General features: G+C 63.7%; 13 protein-coding genes and 1 pseudogene. 7 read left to right on the forward strand and 7 right to left on the reverse strand.

The window, feature by feature from the left end; genetic code table 11:
• Nucleotides 1-17: 17 nt before the first annotated feature.
• From V4T21_RS03565 to V4T21_RS03575, 3 genes are all read right to left on the reverse strand, one after another.
• On the reverse strand, nucleotides 18-2807 hold the full coding sequence (locus V4T21_RS03565; protein WP_332713180.1) for a [protein-PII] uridylyltransferase: 2790 nt from the start codon (nucleotides 2805-2807) through the stop codon (nucleotides 18-20).
• Nucleotides 2788-5493: a DNA mismatch repair protein MutS gene (gene mutS, locus V4T21_RS03570; RefSeq protein WP_332713183.1), complete on the reverse strand. Its 2706-nt coding sequence runs from the start codon at nucleotides 5491-5493 to the stop codon at nucleotides 2788-2790. Before mutS ends, V4T21_RS03565 begins: the two co-directional genes overlap by 20 nt.
• Before the next feature lie 81 nt (nucleotides 5494-5574).
• Nucleotides 5575-6408 carry a GNAT family N-acetyltransferase gene (locus V4T21_RS03575; protein WP_332713186.1) on the reverse strand — a complete coding sequence of 278 codons (834 nt, stop codon included), beginning with the start codon at nucleotides 6406-6408 and terminating at the stop codon, nucleotides 5575-5577.
• 320 nt (nucleotides 6409-6728) lie between these two features.
• On the opposite strand from V4T21_RS03575, the gene V4T21_RS03580 reads away from it, so the two are divergent.
• The 4 genes from V4T21_RS03580 to V4T21_RS03595 all read left to right on the forward strand — a co-directional run bounded on the left by V4T21_RS03580 (nucleotide 6729) and on the right by V4T21_RS03595 (nucleotide 12448).
• Nucleotides 6729-7763, forward strand: a complete 1035-nt coding sequence (locus V4T21_RS03580; RefSeq protein ID WP_332713189.1) for a LacI family DNA-binding transcriptional regulator — start codon at nucleotides 6729-6731, stop codon at nucleotides 7761-7763.
• 120 nt (nucleotides 7764-7883) lie between these two features.
• On the forward strand, nucleotides 7884-9347 hold the full coding sequence (gene xylB, locus V4T21_RS03585) for a xylulokinase (RefSeq protein WP_332713191.1): 1464 nt from the start codon (nucleotides 7884-7886) through the stop codon (nucleotides 9345-9347).
• Nucleotides 9344-10651: a xylose isomerase gene (gene xylA, locus V4T21_RS03590; RefSeq protein WP_440589618.1), complete on the forward strand. Its 1308-nt coding sequence runs from the start codon at nucleotides 9344-9346 to the stop codon at nucleotides 10649-10651. Before xylB ends, xylA begins: the two co-directional genes overlap by 4 nt.
• Nucleotides 10652-10858: 207 nt before the next feature.
• On the forward strand, nucleotides 10859-12448 hold the full coding sequence (locus V4T21_RS03595; RefSeq protein WP_332713194.1) for a glycoside hydrolase family 43 protein: 1590 nt from the start codon (nucleotides 10859-10861) through the stop codon (nucleotides 12446-12448).
• 181 nt (nucleotides 12449-12629) lie between these two features.
• Here the strand turns inward: V4T21_RS03595 and V4T21_RS03600 are convergent, their stop codons facing one another.
• Complete coding sequence (locus V4T21_RS03600) at nucleotides 12630-13058, reverse strand: organic hydroperoxide resistance protein (protein WP_332713197.1); 429 nt, start codon at nucleotides 13056-13058, stop codon at nucleotides 12630-12632.
• An 83-nt stretch (nucleotides 13059-13141) separates the two neighbouring features.
• Nucleotides 13142-14539, reverse strand: coding sequence for a helix-turn-helix domain-containing protein (locus V4T21_RS03605; protein ID WP_332713200.1), 1398 nt, complete (start codon nucleotides 14537-14539; stop codon nucleotides 13142-13144).
• A 176-nt stretch (nucleotides 14540-14715) separates the two neighbouring features.
• Here V4T21_RS03605 and V4T21_RS03610 point away from each other — a divergent pair, with 176 nt between their 5' ends.
• The 3 genes from V4T21_RS03610 (at nucleotide 14716) to V4T21_RS03620 (ending at nucleotide 18303) form a co-directional block, all read left to right on the forward strand.
• Nucleotides 14716-14937, forward strand: coding sequence for a hypothetical protein (locus tag V4T21_RS03610; RefSeq protein ID WP_332713203.1), 222 nt, complete (start codon nucleotides 14716-14718; stop codon nucleotides 14935-14937).
• Nucleotides 14938-15214: 277 nt separating this feature from the next.
• Nucleotides 15215-16510 (forward strand): isocitrate lyase, encoded by a 1296-nt coding sequence (aceA, locus tag V4T21_RS03615; protein ID WP_332713205.1) that lies wholly within the window; start codon nucleotides 15215-15217, stop codon nucleotides 16508-16510.
• Nucleotides 16511-16722: 212 nt separating this feature from the next.
• The gene (locus tag V4T21_RS03620) at nucleotides 16723-18303 is read left to right on the forward strand and encodes a peptide chain release factor 3 (RefSeq protein ID WP_332713208.1); all 1581 of its coding nucleotides are present in this window, start codon (nucleotides 16723-16725) and stop codon (nucleotides 18301-18303) included.
• Nucleotides 18304-18318: 15 nt separating this feature from the next.
• Here the strand turns inward: V4T21_RS03620 and V4T21_RS03625 are convergent, their stop codons facing one another.
• Nucleotides 18319-18852: a hypothetical protein gene (locus tag V4T21_RS03625; RefSeq protein WP_332713211.1), complete on the reverse strand. Its 534-nt coding sequence runs from the start codon at nucleotides 18850-18852 to the stop codon at nucleotides 18319-18321.
• 62 nt (nucleotides 18853-18914) lie between these two features.
• Nucleotides 18915-19805 (reverse strand): annotated as a pseudogene (locus V4T21_RS03630) (YifB family Mg chelatase-like AAA ATPase); the annotation flags it as partial.
• Nucleotides 19806-19921 lie beyond the last annotated feature (116 nt).

Consider the following 19921-nt stretch of genomic DNA (forward strand, 5'->3'; position numbering starts at 1 on the left):
CCGGATGCGATGACCGCTCACGCCGAGGCCTTTTCGCGGCGGGCGGGGGCGAAGACGGCGGAGAGGGCGTCGTGGATGCGTTTTTGCCGGACCTTGGAGGTGATCTTTCCGCCCATCAGATCGGTGACGTAGAAAACGTCGACCGCCTTTTCGCCATAGGTGCCGATATGGGCCGACCCGATGGTGAGGTTCAGATCCGAGAGCGCCCGCGTCAGGTGGAACAGCAGGCCGGTGCGGTCGAGCCCGGAAATCTCGATCACCGTGAACTTGGTCGAGAGTGCGTTGGAGATGTAAATCTCGGTGGGGACCGAGAAGGGCCGCAGGCGGCGGTTGTAGCGCGAATCCACCCCGAGATCGGCGGGGAGGTATTTGCGGCCCTCCAGAAGCGCCTTGACCGTGTCGGTGATGCGCGAGGCCCTGATCCTTTCGTCCTCGTCGGAGGTGAAGGCGCGGCGCAGGCGGAAGGTGTCGAGCGCGTGGCCGTCGCGGGTGTTGAATATCTGCGCGCCGATGATCGAGGCGTCGGCCATGGTGCAGGCCCCCGCGATCAGCGACAGGAGCCGGGGGTGGTCTGGAGTATAAAAGGTGACCTCGGTGATTCCCTCGAAGCTCTTGATCGAGGTGGAGCCGGCAAAGGCGGCGCCTCGGGCTTCGGCGGCATCGATCATCCGGGCGTGGGCAAGCTGGAGATCGGGCTCGGCGCGCAGCCAGTAATTGGTGAAATGGCGTTCGACATAGGCGTCGAGCCGGGCCGGCGGCCAATCGGGAAGGCCGGCGCGCAGCGCGTCCTGCGCCTCGTGAACCCGGTCGCGCTGGGAAACCTGGGAGTGGCCGCCCGAGAGCAGCGGCTCGGTGGCGTAATAGAGTGCGCGCAGGAGCGAACCCTTCCAGCCCGTCCAGACGCCGGGACCGACGGCGCAGATGTCGCAGACCGTCAAGATCATCAACAGCGCCAGCCGCTGCGGGCTCTGGACCACGGCGGCGAACTGACGGGCCGTGTCGGGGTCCTGGATATCGCGGGCCTGGGAAATCTCGCTCATCAGCAGATGGTGGCGCACAAGCCAGGCCACCGTATCGGTTTCAGCCGCCGAGAGCCCCAGGCGCGGGCAGAATTTGCGCGCTATGGTTTCCCCGGCCTCCGAATGGTCCTGGGGTCGACCCTTGGCGATATCGTGGAGGAACAGCGCCACATAGAGCAGGCGCACATCCTGGAGATGGGGCAGCAGTTCGTGGGTGAGCGGCAATTCGCTCTCCATGCCGCCATTGGCGATGTCGGCCATGACCCCCACAGCGCGGATCAGATGCTCGTCCACCGTATAATGGTGGTACATGTTGAACTGCATCAAGGCGACGATCTTGCCGAATTCGGGCACGAACTTGCCCAACACCCCCGCCTCGTTCATCCAGCGCAGGACGCGCTCTACCGAGTTCGGATTGGTCAGGATATCGAGAAAATAGGCGTTGGCGCGTTCATTGGAGCGCAATTTGCCGTCGATCAGCCGCATGGAGCGCGTCAGAAGCTTGAGCGCATCGGGGTGGAACATCACCCCCTCGCGACCCGCCAGCCAGAAGATCTTGATGATGTTGACGGGATCTTTTTGAAAGACGTCCTCGGCCGAAACGGTGATCCTACCGTGTTCGAGGACGAAATCGGGCTCGCCCCTTATGGCGCGGCGCGGTTTGCGGAACGTCGAGAGCACGCGCCCGAAGGTGTCGACCTTCTTGGCGTGGGCGAATTCCAATGAGGTGCAGAAGATGCGGGTGAGATCGCCCACATCCTTGGCGACGAGAAAATAGCGCTTCATGAAGCGCTCGACCCCCAGCATGCCAGCGCGGCCCGAATAGCCCAGCCGCTCGGCCATTTCCTGCTGCACCTCGAAGGTCAGCCGATCATCGGCGCGGCCGACGAGGAAATGGAGATTGCAGCGCACGGCCCATAAAAAGTCCTCGGCGCGCTGGAAGGCGCGGTATTCGGTTTTGGAGAACACGCCCTTGTCGATCAATTCGGCCGGGGTTCGGACGCGGTAGAAATATTTGCCGATCCAGTAAAGGGTGTTGAGATCGCGCAGCCCGCCCTTGCCATCCTTGACGTTGGGCTCGACCACGTAGCGGGTGTTGCCCTGGGCATCGTGGCGGGCGTCGCGCTCGGCCATTTTGGCGGCGATGAATTCGGGGCCGGTGTTGGCGACGATCTCGGTTTCGAATTTTTCACGCATCCGGGCGAAAAGCTTCTCGTCGCCGACGAGGAAGCGGCTTTCCAGCGTCGCGGTCCTCACTGTCATGTCCGAGCGGGCCATGCGGATCGAATCGTCCACCGAACGGACGGCGTGGCCGACCTTCTGGCCCAGATCCCAGAGCATATAGAGCACGTATTCGGTGACGCTCTCGCCCCAGGGGGTTTGCTTATAGGGAAGGATGAACAGCAGATCGATATCGGAGCCCGGCGCCAGCGTGCCGCGTCCATAGCCGCCCACCGCCGCGATGGCGAGGGATTCGGCGCCCGAGGGGTTTTCGCGCGGATAGACGTGGCGGGTGGCCCAGAGGTGGGCGGCCTTGATCACCTCGTCCTCGACGGCAGCGAGTGTCGCCGCGCAGCGGGTACCCTTGTGGGTGGCGATCAATTCGGCCTCGGCAGCGGCGCGGGCGGTCTTGAGCGCCAGGCGCAGGGCCGAAAGGAGCGCGGCCCGGGCCTCCTGGCTGTCGGGGGCGGCATCGCCCATCTGCAGGCGCGCCGCAGCGATCAGCGCATCGGCGTCGGGGACGCCGGCCTTCCTGCGCGAAATCGGTTCAACGGTCGCCGTCGGCATGGGCAGCCTTCTTGAGTTCATAAATCCATTCGAGCGCGTCGCGCGGGGAAAGATCGTCGGGGCGCACGGTCTCGATCATATCGAGCACCGGGTTAGCACGAGGTTGAGGCGCGTCGCGTTCGACAGGGGATGGCATATGGGCAAAGAGCGGCAGGTCCGCAAGGGCCGAGGCGGGGTTGGACTGTCCCCTCGCCTCGAGTTGATCGAGCACCTGGCGGGCACGGGCGATGACCGGGACCGGCAACCCCGCGAGCTTGGCGACCTGGATGCCGTAGGACCGGTCGGCGGCGCCGGGAACGACCTCGTGCAGGAACACCACGTCACCCTTGTATTCGCGCACGCTCATCGTGTGGTTGGAAATGCGCGGGAGCGCCGCCGAAAGAGCCGTCAGCTCGTGATAATGGGTGGCGAAGATCGCGCGGCAGAAGGTGGTTTCGTGCAGGGTTTCCACGCACGCCCAGGCGATCGAGAGCCCGTCGAAGGTGGCGGTGCCCCGGCCGATTTCGTCGAGGATGACGAGGGAAGATTTCGTGGCGCGGTTGAGGATGGCGGCGGTTTCGACCATTTCGACCATGAAGGTCGAGCGGCCCTGCGCGATGTCGTCGGAGGCCCCGACGCGGGAGAAAACGCGATCGACCACCCCGATATGGGCGCTGGTGGCGGGCACGTAGCTGCCCATCTGCGCCAGAATGGCGATCAGCGCGTTCTGGCGCAGGAAGGTCGATTTACCGCCCATATTGGGGCCGGTCACCAGCCAGAGCTGGCCGCCGTCACCGTCCTGGGGCGCCGAAAGGTCGCAATCATTGGCGACGAAGGCACGGCCCTCGGCCTCCAGCGTCTTTTCGACCACCGGGTGACGCCCCCCCTCGATCTCGAAGGCGAGTGAAGCGTCGATCTGGGGCCGGCTCCAGTTGCGCTGGGCGGCCAGCGTCGCGAGCGCGGTCGCGACATCGAGCTCGGCCATGGCATCGGCGGCGGCGATAAGATCGCGGCTCTGGGCGATGGCGGCCTCGCGCAGGCAGGAAAAGATCGACAGCTCGATCTCGACGGCGATTTCCTGGGCGCGAGCGATCTTGCCCTCGAGCTCGGCCAGCTCGGTCGTGGTGAACCGCATGGCGTTGGCGAGGGTCTGGCGGTGGATGAACACCGTGTCTTCGAGAAGCCGCGCGCCGTGGGCGGCGGGGACTTCGACGAAAAAGCCCAGCACGTTGTTGTGCTTGATCTTCAAAGCCTTGACGCCGGTGGATTCGCATAGCGCCGCCTGGAGCTCGGCCACCACCTTGCGGCTTTCGCTGCCCAGGCGCCGCTGGGTGTCGAGTTCGGCGTCATAGCCCGAGGCGACAAAGCCGCCGTCACGCACGAGGAGCGGGGGTTCGTCGACGAGAGCCTGGGCGAACTGGTCGGCGAGGATTTCCGGCGCCCGGGCGAGGCCGGCACCTATCGATTGCAATTGGTCGCCCGGATCGGGAAAGCTCGAGAGCAGGGCCGAAAGCGCGCGCGCCTGGGCGATGCCACGGCCGATGGCGGCAAGATCGCGCGGACCGCCGCGTTCGAGGGTCAGCCGGGTCAGCGCCCTGGCGATATCGGGGGCGGCGCGCAGGCCCTTGCGGATGGCGTCGGTTTCGATCGAATTGTCGATCAGCACGTCGAGCGCATCGAGCCTTGCGTTGATCGCTGCCGGATCGTTGAGGGGGGCAGCAAGGCGGCCTGCGAAAAGCCGCGCGCCCGCGCCGGTGACCGTGAGATCGACAGTTGCGCGCAGCGAGCCGCGGACGTCGCCGCGCTGGGTGACGAGCAGTTCGAGCGAGGATCGCGTCGCCGCATCGATCTGCATGCGTTCGCCCGATGCCTCACGGCGCGGCAGGCGCAGGGGTACGCCGGCCCCCTTTTGGGTTTCGGCGACATAGGCGATCAGCGCCCCCAGCGCGGCGCGGGCGGTGCGCGAAAAGGCGGTGGGATCGACGTCGCCACCGAAGGTTTCGCGCAGGAGATGGGCGCCGGCCTCGGAATCGAAGCTGTCATGCGGGCGGCGGGTGGCGGCGGCGAGGCGATCGGCGGGCAAAAATTTGAGCTCGGCCAATTCGTCGATCAGGCGATCGGACAGCACAAGTTCGGCCGGGTCGATGCGGGCGATCTCGTCGGCCAGCGCGTCACGCGCCAGATCGGCGACCAGAAGCTCGCCGGTCGAAATATCGGCCCAGGCCATGGCGAAGCCTTCCCCATCCGCGCCCAGCCGGGCCAGCGAGAGGAGAAAATTGTTGGTGCGGGCCGGTAAAAGATCGTCCTCGGTGAGCGTGCCGGGGGTGACCAGCCGGACGACGTCGCGCTTGACCACCGATTTGCTGCCGCGCTTTTTCGCTTCCGCGGGGTCTTCGACCTGCTCGCAGACGGCGACCTTGTGGCCCAAGGAAATCAGCTTTTTAAGATAATCCTGCGCCGCGTGGACCGGCACGCCGCACATGGCGATATCCTCGCCCAGATGCTTGCCGCGCTTGGTGAGCGTAATGCTCAGCGCGGCGGCGGCGATTTCGGCATCCTCGAAGAACAATTCGTAGAAATCGCCCATGCGATAGAACAGCAGATAGCCGGGATTGACGCCCTTGATCTCGAAATATTGGGCCATCATGGGCGTCATGGCTGAAATGGCGGGCGCCACGTGGTCGGCCTGGGGCTCGGTTTGCGTCATGAACGGGCTGAAGTTCCGGCGTGTCGGGCTTGAAAGCAGCCGGCACGCTATGACAAAAGCGTCGCGATTCCAACCGGTGATCTAGAGGCGCGGATGCCGCAGCCCAGTCACGCGCTCGACCCTGCGGCGATAGGCCAGAGGCGCGGCGGCGAACCGGGCGAGGACGAAGACGTCGGTGGTGCCGAAGCGGGTATCGACATAAGCGGTTTCCCCGAACACGGCATTGACCCGCATATAGCCGCGCACGAGCGGGGGCATGGCGCGCAGCGCCGCGTGCCTGTCGATAGCGCCCAACCGGTCCATGGCCAGCGCGCCCGAGGCACGCGCCGGGGCGGACCAGGCTTCCGGCACACGGGCCGTGCGGTAAAGATGAGTCAGCGCCAAGGCGTGGGCGGCGGGGTCGGTGCCGGGGAAACTCGCCGCGCCGAAATAGGCGTCGATGCCGTTGAGGCAGGCATAGGCCCAGAGCCCGCACCAGAGCGCTTCGATGGTGCGCATGGAGCGATAGGAGGGGGCAACGCAGGAGCGCCCGACCTCGCAGAAATTGAGCTGAGGGTGACGGGCGAACAGGCCCGAGAGATCGAATTCGGTGTCCGCATACCAGCCCACACCGGGCGCGGGGGCCCGCATGGCGCGATAGGTGCCCACGATGGCCGGGGCATCGCCGGGGGTCAGCGCGCTTGTATCGATGACGATGATGTGGTCGCAAAAGGGATCGAAGGCGTCGGCTTCGATATGGTCCAGATGATCCATCGAAGGCGCATCGACCTGTCGCTCGCGGTGGAAGACCTCATAACGCAGCCGATAAGCCGCGTGGCGCTCGGCAGCGGTCGCGGCAAGGCGTACCTCGAACTGGCCCAGCCGCGCGAGCGCTGGGGCGGAGGATCGGGCGCTGTGGAGAGCGTTTTCGGTCATGGGTTCCTTTGTACCGGAGATGGGGGCGGGAGGGAATTGCGACGGGTGGAAGCGGTCGCTTCTTGGGGAATACCTTGCCTTCTTGCTTTTGCCGGCTCGGCGAGAGGGGCTCTTGTGGCAGCACGGGATTTTTTTCCGAAACGCCGCCAGGGGCTACCCTTCTCCCCTTGAGGGAGAAGGTGGATCGGACCAAAGGTCCGAGACGGATGAGGGGTGCGCTGAATTTGCCCAAGACATCTCGGTCTGCGTGCAACCTGCAGGCTTGACGCGCGCGCTTTAAAGCGCCACGCGTTGCGTACCTCAACCAAGGATGAAGACCCTTGGAGACCAATGGACGGGTGACGGTGCATGATCTGGCGCGGGCGGCGGGGGTGTCGCTGGCGACGGTGGACCGCGTCCTCAATGGCCGGCCGGGGGTGCGCAGGGGGACGATCGAAAGGGTCGAGGCGGCGATCGCCGAGATCGGGTTCCGCCGCGACCTGACCGCCTCGATGCTGGCCCGCGCCCGCGATATCGGGATCGCCGTGATCGTTCCGGACGGGACGAACCAGTTTTTCGGCAAGCTGGCCGAGGCTGTCGATATTGTGGGAGCGCAAATGCGCGCCGAGCGGCTGCGGCTCGGCCGCCACCGCGTCAAGGCCATGGACACCAGGGCATTGGTCACCGCCCTCGATGCGATTGCTCCCGACGAGAACGACTGCGCGGTGATCGTCGCCATCGACAAGCCCGAGGTGCACGCGGCGGTGGCGCGGGCCGAGGGGCGGGGGATCAAGGTGATAACCCTCGTCTCGGACCTGCCCGGCTCGGCAAGGCACGCCTTTGTGGGGATCGACAACCGCGCCGCCGGGCGCACGGCGGCCTCGCTGATGGGGCGCTTCCTGCCCCAGGGCGGCAAGGTGGGGCTGGTGGCCGGATCGCTGGAGCTGATCGATCATGCCGAGCGGATCGCCGGCTTTGAGGCGGTGATCGACGCCGAATTTGACGCCATCGACATCGTCGGACCGATCGAGGGGCAGGACGAATTCACCCCCACCTATGAAAAGACCCTCGCGCTGCTTGCCCAGCACCCCGATATCGGCGGGCTCTACAATGTGGGCGCCGGCAATGCGGGCATGCTGATGGCCATCACCGAAAAGGGGCTTGCAGGCAAGATCAGGGTGATCAGCCATGAGCTGACCGGGCCGACCCGGGCGGGGCTGGAGTCGGGCGTCATGGATCTGGTGCTCGACCAGAGCCCGGAAGACGAAATCCGCGCCGTTTGCGCGGCGGCGCGGCGGCTGGTGCTGGGCCCGGACACCGCTCCGCCGGGCGCTGCAGTCGAGATCAAGGTTTTCCTGCGCGACAATCTGCGCTAGAAGTGATCCATCATCGAGAACGCCGGAGCTGCCCGGAAAAGGGCAATCCCAGGGAGGAGGAGTTTCTTGCATGAAGAGTTTTGAGGTACGTTCCTCATTTGAATTTTCCCGGAGAAGGCAATGACCTATCTCGGGCTCGATATCGGCACGTCCGGCGTCAAGACAGTGTTGATCGATGGCGAGGGCAGGGCGCTGGCCGAAGCCAATGCGCCGCTTACCGTTTCCCGGCCCCGGCCGGGATTTTCCGAGCAGGACCCGGCCGATTGGTGGGACGCGGTGCTCAAATCCGTCGACAGCCTCAAGGCGAAAAATCCCGAAGCGGTGGCGGCCATCAAGGGGATCGGGCTTTCGGGACAGATGCATGGGGCGACACTGCTCGATACTGACAATCGGGTGATCCGTCCGGCGATCCTTTGGAACGACGTGCGCTCGGCAACCGAATGCGCGGAGATGGAAGCGGCGCTCCCCTCGCTGCGCCAGATCGCCGGTAATATCGCCATGCCGGGGTTTACCGCGCCGAAAATCCTCTGGGTCAAAAAGCACGAGCCCGAGAATTACGACCGTATCGCCAAGGTACTGCTGCCCAAGGATTACGTGCGGTTTCTTTTGACCGGCACCTATGTGTCGGACATGTCGGACGCGGCGGGGACGCTGTGGCTGGACGTGGAATATCGCGGCTGGTCGGACGATCTTCTGGCCGTTACGGGGCTGACCACCGCGCATATGCCCTCGCTTGTCGAGGGCACCGAACCGTCTGGGCATTTGAAGGACGAGCTGCGCCGCCGCTGGGGGATAAGCGCGATGCCCGTCGTCGCCGGGGGCGGGGGCGACAACGCCGCTTCGGCCTGCGGCATCGGCGCGGTGGAGCCGGGAACCGGATTCGTCTCGCTGGGCACCTCCGGCGTGCTGTTTGTTTCCAACGAGAAATTCTCGCCCAATACGCAAGGAGCGGTGCACGCCTTCTGCCACGCGATCCCGAAAACCTGGCACCAGATGGGAGTGTTCCTTTCGGCCACCGACAGTCTCAACTGGCTGGCGAGGCTGGTGGACAAGGACGCGGCGGCGCTGACCGGGGCGGTGGCGACCGATTATGCCGGGCCGGAGGAGGAGATTTTCCTGCCCTATCTCTCGGGCGAGCGCACGCCGCACAACAATGCCGACGCGCGCGGCTCGTTCGTCGGGCTTTCGCATCTTTCCAACGCCAGGAGCATGGCGCGGGCGGTGATGGAGGGCGTCGCCTACGCGGTGCGCGACTGCCAGCGCGTTTTGTCGGATGCCGGGACGCGGATCGATACGTTGATCGCGGTGGGCGGCGGGTCGCGTTCCGATCTCTGGCTCGAAATGATCGCCACCAATCTCGGCATGGCGATCGAGGTGCCCGAGGATGGCGATTTCGGCGGCGCGTTCGGCGCGGCTCGGCTGGGCCTGATCGCGGCGACCGGGGCCGATCCGAAATCGGTCTGCACCAGGCCCGCCATACGAAAAACCATCGAACCGAGGGCCGATCTCACATCGGCCCAGGACGATCAATATCGGCGCTATCGCGCCTTGTATCGGGGCATCGAGGAGGCCCGGGCATTATGAGCGATTTTTTCAAGGGGCTGGACAAGGTCCGTTATGAAGGCCCCGACAGCACCAATCCGCTGGCGTTCCGCCATTACAACCCCGACGAGATCGTGCTGGGCAAGCGGATGGAAGAGCATCTGCGCTTTGCCGTCGCCTATTGGCATTCCTTCGCCTGGGAGGGCGGCGATCCGTTCGGCGGGCGGACCTTCGAGCGGCCCTGGTTCGATGGCGGGATGGACACGGCCAAGCTCAAGGCGGACGTGGCGTTCGAGCTGTTCACGCTTCTGGGCACGCCCTATTTCTGCTTCCACGACGCCGATGTACGGCCGGAGGGCGAGAGCCTTTCCGAGAGCAAAAAGCGGCTCGACGCGCTTGGCGATATCTTCGAAGCAAAAATCGCCGAGACGGGCGTGAAGCTGCTGTGGGGGACGGCCAACCTCTTTTCAAACCGCCGCTTCATGGCGGGGGCGGCGACCAATCCGGACCCGGACGTCTTCGCTTATGCCGCCGCGACCATCAAGGCCAATATAGACGTAACGGCGCGGCTGGGGGGCGAGAACTACGTGCTATGGGGCGGGCGCGAGGGCTATGAGACGCTGCTCAATACGCGCATGGGCCAGGAGCTCGACCAGATGGCGCGCATGCTCTCGATGGTGGTCGATTACAAGCATAGAATCGGGTTTACCGGCGCGATCCTGATCGAACCCAAGCCGCAGGAGCCCACCAAGCACCAGTATGATTATGACGTGGCGACCGTTTACGGGTTTTTGAAGCGCTACGGGCTGGAGAACGAGGTCAAGGTCAATATCGAGGTGGGACACGCGATCCTTGCCGGGCACAGTTTCGAGCATGAGGTGGCGAGCGCGGCGGCGCTGGGGATTTTCGGTTCGATCGACATGAACCGCAACGATTATCAGTCGGGCTGGGATACCGACCAGTTCCCCAACAACGTGCCCGAAGTGGCGCTGGCTTATTACCATATCCTCAAGGCCGGCGGGTTTTCGACCGGGGGAACCAATTTCGACGCGAAACTGCGGCGGCAATCGATCGACCCGCAAGACCTGCTTTATGGGCATATCGGGGGGATGGATATTTGCGCGCGCGGATTGAAGGCGGCGGCGGCGATCATCGAGGATGGGAGTTATGACGCGTTTCTCGATGAGCGTTATGCCGGATGGAAAGGCGCCGAGGCGCTGGCGATGCTGAAGGGGGAGAGGACGCTCGAGGATATCGCGGCGCGGGTCGAAGCTGAGGGGATCGATCCGCAGCCGAAATCGGGGCGGCAGGAATATCTGGAGAATTTGATCAATCGGTTCGTTTGATCGTCGAGATGCTTGCGCCCGCCGCGCACCCCTCCCCAACCCCTCTCCTTCAAGGGGAGAGGGGGGCTCTTGTGGCGGCGTTGAGTTTTTGCCGAAACGCTGCCAAGGGCTGCCCTTCTCCCCTTGAGGGAGAAGGTGGGCCGGCGAAGCCGGGTCGGATGAGGGGTGCGCAGAGTCTCAACCAACGACATCTTGGGAGGAAACCACATGCCCATTCGCCCAAACCCGATATTGCCCGGGTTCAATCCCGATCCCTCGATCTGCCGGGTCGGGACCGATTACTACATCGCGACGTCGACCTTCGAATGGTATCCCGGCGTCCAGATCCACCATTCAAAAGACCTTGCCAATTGGGAACTGATCACGAGGCCGCTCAACCGGAAAAGCCAGCTCGACATGCGGGGCAACCCCGATTCCTGCGGGGTCTGGGCGCCGTGCCTCACCCATGACGGAGAAAAGTTCTGGCTGGTCTATACCGACGTCAAGCGCAAGGACGGCAACTTCAAGGACGCTCACAATTTTATCGTCACCGCCGAGACGATCACCGGGCCGTGGTCGGACCCGGTTTACGTCAATTCCTCGGGGTTCGACCCCTCGCTGTTTCACGATGACGATGGGAAAAAGTGGTTCCTCAACATGCTCTGGGATCACCGCAACGGATATCACCGGTTCGCAGGGATAGCATTGCAGCAATTCGATCCGGTGGCCGGTAAATTGGTGGGGGAGCGGAAAAACATCTTCAAGGGCTCGCCGCTGAAACTCGTCGAGGGGCCGCATCTCTATAAGCGCGATGGCTGGTATTACCTGCTCACCGCCGAGGGCGGCACCGGATACGACCACGCCTGCACGCTGGCGCGCGCGAAAACTATCGACGGGCCCTATGAGCTGCACCCGGACATCTATGTGGTGACGGCCAAGGACGATCCGCTCAATCCCCTGCAACGGGCCGGGCATGGGGATATCGTCGAGACGCCCGAGGGCGAGACTTATATCGTGCACCTGAGCGGACGCCCGACCACGCAGAAGCGGCGATGCGTTCTGGGGCGCGAGACGGCGCTGCAGAAGGCGCAATGGGAAGAGGACGGCTGGCTCTATCTGGGCGGCGGCTCGAACCTGCCCAAATCGGAAGTCGAGGTGCCCGGCATTTACGACAAGGCCGCTTTCGATGCCGAACGGCGCTATGATTTCGATCATGAACTGCACATCGATTTCCAATGGCTGCGCACGCCCGAAACGGATCGGATTTTCGAGATCAAGGAAGGTCGGCTGCGCCTGTACGGCCGGGAATCGATCGCCTCATGGTTCGAGCAAGCGCTGGTGGCGCGGCGGCAGACCCATTTCGACTACGAGGCGGAAACCGAACTGACCTTCGATCCGTGGGACGAGCGGGAGATGGCAGGGCTGACGGCCTATTACGGGCGATACAATTTCCACTATCTGCACCTCACCGCCGATCCCGACGGCAGGCGGGAGCTCAATATCTTTTCTTCAGTCGTCTCGTTCCCGGACGGCCGGCTCACCTATTGGACGGACCCGATGCCGGTCGGCGCGGGGCCGATCGGGATGAAGGCGAGGATGGAGAATTCCGGACTGCAGTTTTTCTATGCCGAGGACGGAGGGGAGTGGAGGACAATCGGCCCGCTGCTCGATGCGTCGATCCTTTCGGACGAATGCGGCGGGCATGCCGAGCATGGCAGCTTCACCGGCGCCTTCGTGGGCATGGCGGCGCAGGACCTTAACGGCTCGGCTCGTCCGGCCGATTTCTCCCATTTCATCTATCGGCCGTTGGAGAAATAGGGTCGATCGGTGCTTGCGGCAAATGCAGCGCTGGATTCCGGGAACGAGCCCCCGGCATGACAAGCTGAGTTCAGCGCAACCGCAACTCCCAAATCCCCACCGTTGTCATTCCGGGATTTATTCCCGGAATCCAGCAGCAGCGTGAAACCTCCCCACAACGGGGCGGTTTCACGTGAATCCATCAGGCCGATTTGAGTTCGACCTCGATATTGCCCCGCGTCGCGTGGGAATAGGGGCACACGATATGAGCGGCGTCCACGACATCCTTAAGGGTTTCGGTATCGAGGCCCGGGGCCTTGGCCGTCAGCGTCACCTTGAGCCCGAAGCCCTCGCCATCGTCGCGCTTGCCGAAGCCGACATCGGCTGAGACGGTTGTTTCAGCCGGAAGTTTTACCCGCGACTTGCCGGCGGCAAAGCGCATGGCGCCCAGAAAGCAGGCGGCATAGCCGGTGGCGAAAAGCTGCTCGGGATTGGTGCCCTCCCCGCCCGATCCACCCATTTCCCTCGGCGTGGAGAGGTTCACATCCACCTTGCCGTCATCGGTTTTCGAGTGTCCGTCCTCGCGGCCACCGCCGCTGGCGGTTGCATGAGCGGTGTAAAGAATTTCCATGATGCATTTCCTTCCCGTAATCGATCCCGTGGGCTAACGCGCGAAGGCGTAAGCGGTTCAGCCGCCAAAATTTCCGCCCTGCGCTAGCGCATGTAAAGGTTTTCCATCCGCCGGCTGTCATCGGTGAGAAACCGATGGTCGGCGGCGGGGTGGGCGCGCTGGCCACATTCGCCGCGCGGGCAGATGCGGCAGCCCACCCCGATGGGGACGGCGCCGGCCGGGGCGGAAAGATCGACGCCATCGGCATAGATCATGCCCGCCGCGTGGCTCACATGGCAACCCAGCCCGATCGAGATGTGCCGGCGCGGTGCGTTATGAGCGTAGGTTCCCTTGGTGATGGCCCTGGCGATGCAGAAATAGCGCTGGCCATCGGGCATTTGGGAGAGTTGGACGTTGATCTGGCCGGGATTGAGGAACGCCGAATAGACGTTCCAGCGTGGGCAGGCGCCCGAATGGCGCGGGATGTGAATACCCGACAGCGAGAAACGCTTGGAAATATTGCCAGCGATATCGGTGCGCACCAGATGGAGTGGAATGCCGCTCATGCCCGGCCGCTGGAGCGTGGTCATCCGGTGGCAGACCTGCTCGAAACTCATGCGGAAGCGCCGGCCCAACCGCTCGATATCGTAGCGGGTGTCGCGGCAGGCGCGAAAGAACGGCTCATAGGGCATGGCCAGCGCCGCGGCGGCATAGGAGGCCAGGACATTGCGCGCCAGCCCGATGCTGTCGGGCTGGGGCAGGGTGCTCGCTTCGATCAGCGCGCGGATTTCCCCATCGGCGACGAGCAAGGCCACATGCTGGGCGAGCGTAAAGAGCGCGGATTCGGATTCGAGCGTATCGGACACCAAAAGCACGCGCCCGCCATCGTCGAGCCGGCGCACCACACCATTGGGAAGGGAGGCAAGGCGGGTTTCGATGCCGAAGACGTTGAAGAGATAGGCCTTTAGCCCCGCTTCGAACCCATCGCCGTCATTGTCGATATCGTGACGCACCCGCTCGGCCGCCGCTTCCAGTGAGGGGAAGTAATTGGCGTTTTCCTGCAGGAAATCGGACACCGCTTCGGTCACCACATTATGGCCGGTCGCCAGGGGTTCGGCGGCGGCCGATTTTGGCGCCTGCAAGTGCCGAATCTGGTCGAAGAGCTTGAGCACCGCACGGCCCACCGCGGGATGGTGGGTGGCGAGATCGCGGACATCGGTATTGGTCAGATCGGCGTCAGCAAAGATATCGTCGCCGAACATTTCCATAAGATCCCCGGCCAGCCGCGCGTCGTCGCTTTCGGCCAATTCCCCCGGCTCGACCCCGAAATAGCCGGCGACCCGGAACAGCAGCGGCACGGTGATGCGGCGGTGGTTGTGTTCGATGAGATTGAGGTAGGAGGCCGAAATTTCCAGCGCCTCGGCGAGCTGGGTCTGGCTCACCGATTTCTGCCGCCGCAGCCGCTTGATGCGTCCGCCGATCTGTAAATCGACCTGGGTCATCGCCACTCCTCCTGCGCCGCAAATCTTTACTGGATTTACAAATAAACCGGCAGTTCTTTGCAGCACTTTACAGCTTAACACGCTGTTTCCACTTCTTTTCTTGCTTTTATCCGTTCTCTTGTCAATTCTTTACGACAAGCGAGACACGAGGATGTGTCTCTGGATGGAGAATGAAAATGACTGCCCACGACATCATCGACACAGCCAATGAGGACTTCATAACCATCATCGCCCCGTCGATGGCCGAGGTGATGGACAGCTTCAAGAACCAGGGCCTGGCCGAGCGGGACTATTCCATCGTTCACCGTGCCGGACGCCACAGCTTCACAATGGCGGGCGGACAGAAGCTGTTCGACGGCGCCCAGATGGTCGCCGCGACGTTCGCGCGGCGGGGGTAGGGCGGCTGGCGCTGGAGCCTGCTGCATGCTCGGCGCCCCCTCATCCGACCCGGCTTCGCCGGCCCACCTTCTCCCTCAAGGGGAGAAGGAAAGCTTACCGCAAACGCTGCAACAACGATCGCCTGCTCAAAAAGCTCCTCGGGTCCTTTCCGGAGCTTTCGCCCTAAGCACCCCTTCTCCCCTTGAGGGAGAAGGTGGCCGCGAAGCGGTCGGATGAGGGGTGCGCTGAGCTTGCAGCGAATACCGCCACAGAATTTTACACGAGGAGGAATTCACGATGCTCGAAAAATCACCCGCCCCGCAAACCTTCGACGCCCCCGATTGGGCTCCCGATCGCTGGACCAATATCGCCCGCGACTACACCCCCGACGACGTGGCACGGCTGGCCGGCTCCCTGCCCATCCGCCATACGCTGGCCGAAAACGGCGCGCGGCGCCTGTGGGAATTGCTCCATAGCGAGGATTTCGTGCCAACGCTTGGCACGTTCACCGGCAATCAGGCCGTCCAGCAAGTGAAGGCGGGGTTGAAAGCCATCTACCTCTCGGGCTGGCAGGTGGCGGCGGATGCCAATACCTCGGGCAATATGTATCCCGACCAATCGCTCTACCCGGCCGATTCCGTTCCCGCCATCGTCAAGCGCATCAACAAGGCGCTGCAGCGCGCCGACCAGATCCAGACCATGGAGCGGCTCGACGGCAAATCGGACGAGGAAATCGATTATTTCGTCCCCATCATCGCCGATGCCGAGGCCGGGTTCGGCGGCGCGCTCAACGTCTTTGAACTGATGAAAGCCATGATCGAGGCGGGCGCTGCGGCCGTCCATTTCGAGGACCAATTGGCGTCCGAGAAAAAATGCGGCCATCTGGGCGGCAAGGTCCTGGTGCCGACCCGCACCTTCGTCAAAACGCTCAACGCTGCGCGGCTGGCCGCCGACGTCATGGGCGTGCCGACCCTGATCATGGCGCGCACCGATGCGGAAGCGGCGCAATTGATTACCTCAGACGTCGATGACTATGACGCGCCCTTCATCACCGGCGAGCGCACCGAGGAAGGATTCTATCGCCTCAAGGGCGGGTTCGAGGCGGCGATCGCGCGCGGGCTCGCCTATGCGCCCTATGCCGATCTCATCTGGTGCGAAACCTCGACGCCGAATTTGGAGGACGCCAAACGCTTCGCCGAGGCGATCCGCAAGCAGCATCCCGACCAGATGCTGGCCTATAATTGCTCGCCTTCTTTCAACTGGGCGAAATATATGGGCGAGGCGGAAATGGAGGCCTTCCAGCGCGAACTTGGCGCCATGGGCTATAAATACCAGTTCATCACGCTGGCCGGATTCCACAACCTTTCGCTCACCACCTTCAACCTGGCGCGCGGCTATGGCGCGCGCGGCATGGCGGCCTATTCCGAATTGCAACAGGCCGAGTTCGCGGCGGAAAAGCACGGCTTTTCGGCCACGCGCCATCAGCGCGAGGTGGGAACGAGCTATTTCGACGCCGTGGCCACCACGGTGAGCGGCGGCAAGAGCGCGACCACGGCCATGGCCGGATCGACCGAAACCGCGCAGTTCCACTGAGGGACCGGGGATATTTTCCCCGATCTTATCCACAGCAAAATGATTCACGTGAAGCACATCGAGCCCGAACCGGCGATGCTTCACGTGAATCGTTTGTCGCCAGGCGCGCCCGCGCGGGCGCGCCGAGGGCTTTTTAGGACGGGCGAATTGGTATAGGGAGGCGCGCGGACCATATAGGTTCGGAAAACCATCCTTCCCGGAGAATTGCCCCCGTGAGTGCCGAGACCACCGGCTATCAGAGCCGCCGCACCTTCGCGATCATTTCGCACCCGGACGCCGGCAAGACGACGCTGACCGAAAAGCTGCTTTTGAACTCGGGTGCCATTCATCTGGCCGGCGAGGTCAAGGAGCGCGGCGAGCGCCGGCGCACGCGCTCGGACTGGATGGAGATCGAGCAGAAGCGCGGCATTTCGATCACCTCAAGCGTGATGACGTTCGAGCATAACGGGCTGACGCTCAACCTGCTCGATACGCCGGGCCACGCCGACTTTTCCGAAGATACCTATCGCACGCTGACCGCCGTCGATTCGGCGATCATGGTGATCGACGCGGCAAAGGGCATCGAGGCGCAGACGCGCAAACTCTTCGAAGTGTGCCGGCTGCGCGACATTCCCATCATCACCTTCGTCAACAAGATCGACCGCGAAGCGCGCGACACGCTCGAAATCCTCGACGAGATCATGGAGACGCTGGCGCTCGACACCGCGCCCATGATGTGGCCGGTAGGGGCGGGCGTCGATTTCACCGGATTGATCGACCTCGAACGCGGCCGGTTCATCTCGTCGGAGGGCGTGCCGGAAACCGAGGCGGTGGGCGTCGATGCGCTCGCGGCGCGGTTTGGCGATACGCAGAACCCCTTGGTCGCCGCATCCCTCGAGGGACTGGAGCTGGCGCGGGGCTCCCTGCCCAAATTCGAGATGGAAGCTTTTCGCGAAGGAACGTTAACGCCCGTCTATTTCGGCTCGGCGCTCAAATCGATCGGCGTGCGCGAACTGCTCGAAGCGGTTTGCCGCTTCGCGCCGGCCCCGCGCATCCAGCCGGCGGTTCCCGCCCCGGTCGATCCGGCAAATCCGGCCTGTACGGGTTTCGTCTTCAAGGTTCAGGCCAATATGGACCCCAACCACCGCGACCGCGTGGCGTTCGTGCGGGTGGCGTCGGGGACGCTCAAGCGCGGCATGCGCTTGAAAAACGTGCGCTCGGGCAAGGACCTCAAGATCGCCAATCCGATGTTCTTTTTTGCCCGCGAGCGCGAACTGGCCGACGAGGCGGTGGCCGGGGACGTTGTGGGCATTCCCAATCACGGCACGCTTTCGGTGGGCGATACGCTGAGCGAAGGCCCCGAGGTGACGGTGACGGGCATTCCCAACTTCGCCCCCGAACTGTTGCGCCGCGTGCACCTTTCGGACGCCAGCAAGACCAAGCAGCTCGCCAAGGCGCTCAACGATCTGGCAGAAGAGGGTGTTGTGCAGGTGTTCAAACCCACGCTCGGCGCCGGGTATTACGTGGGCGCGGTGGGACCGCTGCAGCTCGAAGTCCTGACCTCGCGCGCGGCGGCGGAATATTCGGTTTCGATCCGGATCGAGCCGGCGCAATATGTTACCGCGCGCTGGGTGAAGGTGAACGACCAGGCCCAGTTCGAAAAATTCGCCGCGCTGCACAGGCTCAACATTGCCGAGGACCGCTATGGCGATCCGGTGTTCCTGGCGCCCAGCCAATGGGAAATCGACCGTTGCGCCAAGGATTTTCCCGAACTGACGTTCATGACCACCAAGGACCGGGGCATGGCGGCCTGAACGAGCGACCAGGCGTTACCCGCAGCGGCCTAGAATTTCAGTCCATCGCGGGGTCGAAATGACCAGCGTGTCGGGGTCGAGCCGGTAGATATCGACCTCGCGCGGGGTATCGGAGAGGGCGCGCGCGCCCATTTCGAGGCGGCGTTCTTCATCCATGGTGTCGAGGCCGAGGCGCTCGAACAGCATCTGGGCATCGTAGCCGCGCGAAAAGCGCGTGCCGCCCACCCAATCGAAGGTGTAAACGAGATTGCCCGAGCCGGGCACATCCATGGTAAAACGCGCCTCGCCTTCGGTGGCGATGACATAGCCCTTTGCAGGATCGTCACCGCAAATCCGCTCGAGAAGGCTCGGAACCAGTTCCGGATTGCCATGCCCGCCGACGGTGGCGCCCGACAATGTGGAAATCGAAAGCCATTCGCCATCGATATTGTCGGTGATGGGCGCGGGCGTCAGCGGCATGAAAATCGACTGGGCCTGTGCGAAGGACTCGTCGGCCTGGGCGGGAAGGGCAATGGCCAGCGCCAGCATGACGGTAAATGCAAATCTCATGGTTTTACGGTCCTTTTGTTGGCAACTGATCCATTGGACGGCGGCAGGCGCCGCAAGCTTGGTCACGCACCCGCCATGTTGATCCTGTAGCTCAGCGCCTCGGCAATGTGCGGACGGGAAACCTTTGGGCTGCCGGCCAGATCGGCGAGGGTCAGGGCGACCTTGAGGACCCTGTGATAGGCGCGGGCCGAGAGCTTGAAGCTTTCGGCGGCCTTGAGGAGCAGATCACGGCTTTCGCCGTCAGGGGCGACGATCTGCTCGATAGCGCTGGACGGCGCGGCGGCGTTGGTGTGGATGCCGGGGAGATCGAGCGCCATATAGCGATCGCGCTGGATTTTTCGCGCGCGGGCGACGCGTTGGGCGACCACTGCGCTCGCCTCGCCCGGCTGGGCCGAGATCATGTCGGACGCGGTGACGGCGGGCACATCGATCCTGATATCGATGCGATCGAGGAACGGGCCAGAGACGCGGCCCTGATAATCGGCTACACATTTTTCCCCGCGCCGACAAATGTGGCCGGGCGTGCCGGCGAGGCCGCATTTGCAGGGGTTCATGGCAGCGACAAGCTGGAAGCGGGCGGGATAGGTCACCCGGGCATTGGCGCGGGCGATGACGGTATCTCCCGATTCCAGCGGCTGGCGCAGGCTGTCGAGCGCCTGGGGCTGGAATTCGGGCAGCTCGTCGAGAAACAGAACCCCGTTATGGGCCAGCGAAACCTCTCCCGGCCTCACCTTCATTCCCCCACCCACCAGCGCGGCCATGGAGGCGGAATGATGGGGCGCGCGAAACGGCCTTCGGTCGGAAATCTGGCCGCCCTTCAATTCCCCGGCGATCGAAGCGATCATCGACACGTCGAGCAGTTCGCGCGGATCGAGGGGCGGCAGGATCGAAGGCAGGCGCTGAGCCAGCATGGATTTTCCCGCGCCTGGAGGACCGATCATCAAATGTGCATGTAACGTTTGGGGCATCAGGGACCGGAATTTTCAAACGTAACACGCACACAGTCGTGCATGTAACGTTTGAATCCCCGGTTTTTGGGCACCTTCATGACGGTCCGCCTCCGGCAAAC

This window comes from Pelagibacterium mangrovi (genome assembly GCF_036662815.1).
Classification (GTDB): Bacteria; Pseudomonadota; Alphaproteobacteria; order Rhizobiales; family Devosiaceae; genus Pelagibacterium; species Pelagibacterium mangrovi.